Source organism: Priestia sp. P5_B4 (assembly GCF_056400385.1).
This window is the reverse complement of the sequence record NZ_JBFULJ010000797.1, coordinates 1-1,776: the sequence shown is the minus strand read 5'-3', so window position 1 is coordinate 1,776 and position 1,776 is coordinate 1. Positions and strand designations below refer to the sequence as shown.

Annotated in this window: 2 protein-coding genes and 1 pseudogene; all 3 read right to left on the bottom strand. The window is 32.9% G+C overall.

Going from position 1 to position 1,776, the window contains the following annotated elements; translation table 11 throughout:
- Window positions 1–60 precede the first annotated feature (60 nt).
- Window positions 61–291, bottom strand: coding sequence for a hypothetical protein (locus AC1DRF_RS26075; RefSeq protein ID WP_477742083.1), 231 nt, complete (start codon window positions 289–291; stop codon window positions 61–63).
- A 119-nt stretch (window positions 292–410) separates the two neighbouring features.
- Window positions 411–1,211, bottom strand: coding sequence for a hypothetical protein (locus AC1DRF_RS26070; RefSeq protein ID WP_231504516.1), 801 nt, complete (start codon window positions 1,209–1,211; stop codon window positions 411–413).
- A 20-nt stretch (window positions 1,212–1,231) separates the two neighbouring features.
- Window positions 1,232–1,776, bottom strand: a pseudogene (locus AC1DRF_RS26065) (hypothetical protein); the annotation flags it as partial.

Here is a 1,776-nt window from a genome sequence, read left to right as displayed (position 1 = left end):
TCTATACACTCTTATTTTCTGACCTATTTCAATAACTTGTCCCTATTTCAATAACTTGTCCTATTCACCTACCACAAAGGCATGAACGCTTTTTTGCTGAGTCTTACGAACTTTATCTTGGCCCTTTTTTTGAACACGAAACTTTGCATTTTTCAACAGTATCCCTTCTCCATATCCAATAACCCTTTGGGTAGTAGCATCTTGAATAGAAAACATATTCTTATGCAAGTTTCTATACACTCTTATTTTCTGACCTATTTCAATAACTTGTCCTTCTCTAAGATGTAGCATATATTCACCTACCACTACTAAGTTCTTTATAAAGTAGCTTGTCCATATATAGAGAAAATATATATATCTATAAAAAAAAACATAACTTACACAAAAGCTTGCTTTTGTGCAAGTTATGTTTAAGAAAATGAACACACGCAAGGTACTGTTTCATCTGAAGTTTTTAAGAATTTGTCTATTCCTTCGCAATCCATCTGTTGTCTATATTGTTTTAATGTATAAGGTCCACCATTCTTTTTCAGAATGGAAACATCTTTGTCGAAATGTTTACGAAAATTCTCTTCCATTTCTTCTTGCTCCGCGTAACGTTCGGGCCAAATTTTATACAATTGTGCATAATGTTGAAAGCCTCCTCGAACACATCTTCCTCCACAGTTAGCGTGAGAAAAGCCTAGCTCATACATACGAGGTAATTTAATACCCCATTCATTCTCAATAATTGATTTAGCATCAATATCTTCACGGAAAGTATCAACCATTGGAAAACGTGTTTCGATAGGCTCTAAAGGATAATGCTTATAAAACTCTGTTAAATTATCAGAACGATGAGTTTCATGAGGACCAATTCCAAAATACAAAATTGGCTCTAGATTATGTTTATCGCGAAGCTCTTCTAAGAAAACTATCGTTTGGTATACCTTCAACTCCTCCGAACACTTGGCCAAACGAGAATTCCCTAAAAAGCGGTAATCGTAGAAGACTTCTTCTGGCGTTCTTCCATCAATTCTTTCAGTAATTTCAAGACCTATATAGTCAGACACTTCATCCATAAAACGGTAATTATCTTCATCTTCCCATAACGTATTAGTAAAGAATAAAATGCAATTTTCTTTTCCATAAGTTTGTACCATTTGGTAAGCTACATATGCACTAGCAGCTCCACCACTGAACATTGCAACATGGACAGGTTTTCTTTCCATAACTAGCACCACCTAATTTTCTACTCTATAATTTCTTCTAATAATTTATAAACTAAATATTCCACTTCTTCTCTTGGTACATTTCTCCCTGCATTTCTAATCATACGATTTATATTATTGTATATAGTTTGAGACTTAGTAGACAATTCCACATTTGTAATAGATTTCACTTTATTATTGTACTTAATTTCTATTGACTTTTCATCAATTCCGCTTGAGCTGCTTACAGATTTATATTCGTTTGCTAATTGTTGATTAAATACCTCACTAGTTCGGTCGGACCAATTCTCAATTTCTACACCTGAAAAAGTTGATATGAATTCTTCAAAAGGTTTTTTAGCTCCATTAGTCTTAATCAAACTTTTTACTAAGGAATTTCTTTTTTGAATAGCTGGTCCTTGTTGCATTGCCCAGTTTCTTGCATCATCAAAGCTTTCGACTTTAATTACTTTATTTACTTCTTTCTCTATTAAATTTAGATACATTGGGAAGTGAATTTCTAAAGACTTTTTATTTCTTGTAATAAACTCCATATCCTCTTTATATCTCCATATCCTCTTTATAT

Excerpts from the sequence above, each read along its gene's own strand:
- AC1DRF_RS26075 (WP_477742083.1), bottom strand. The coding sequence starts at position 291 with ATGCTACATCTTAGAGAAGGACAAGTTATTGAAATAGGTCAGAAAATA.
- AC1DRF_RS26070 (WP_231504516.1), bottom strand. The coding sequence starts at position 1,211 with ATGGAAAGAAAACCTGTCCATGTTGCAATGTTCAGTGGTGGAGCTGCT.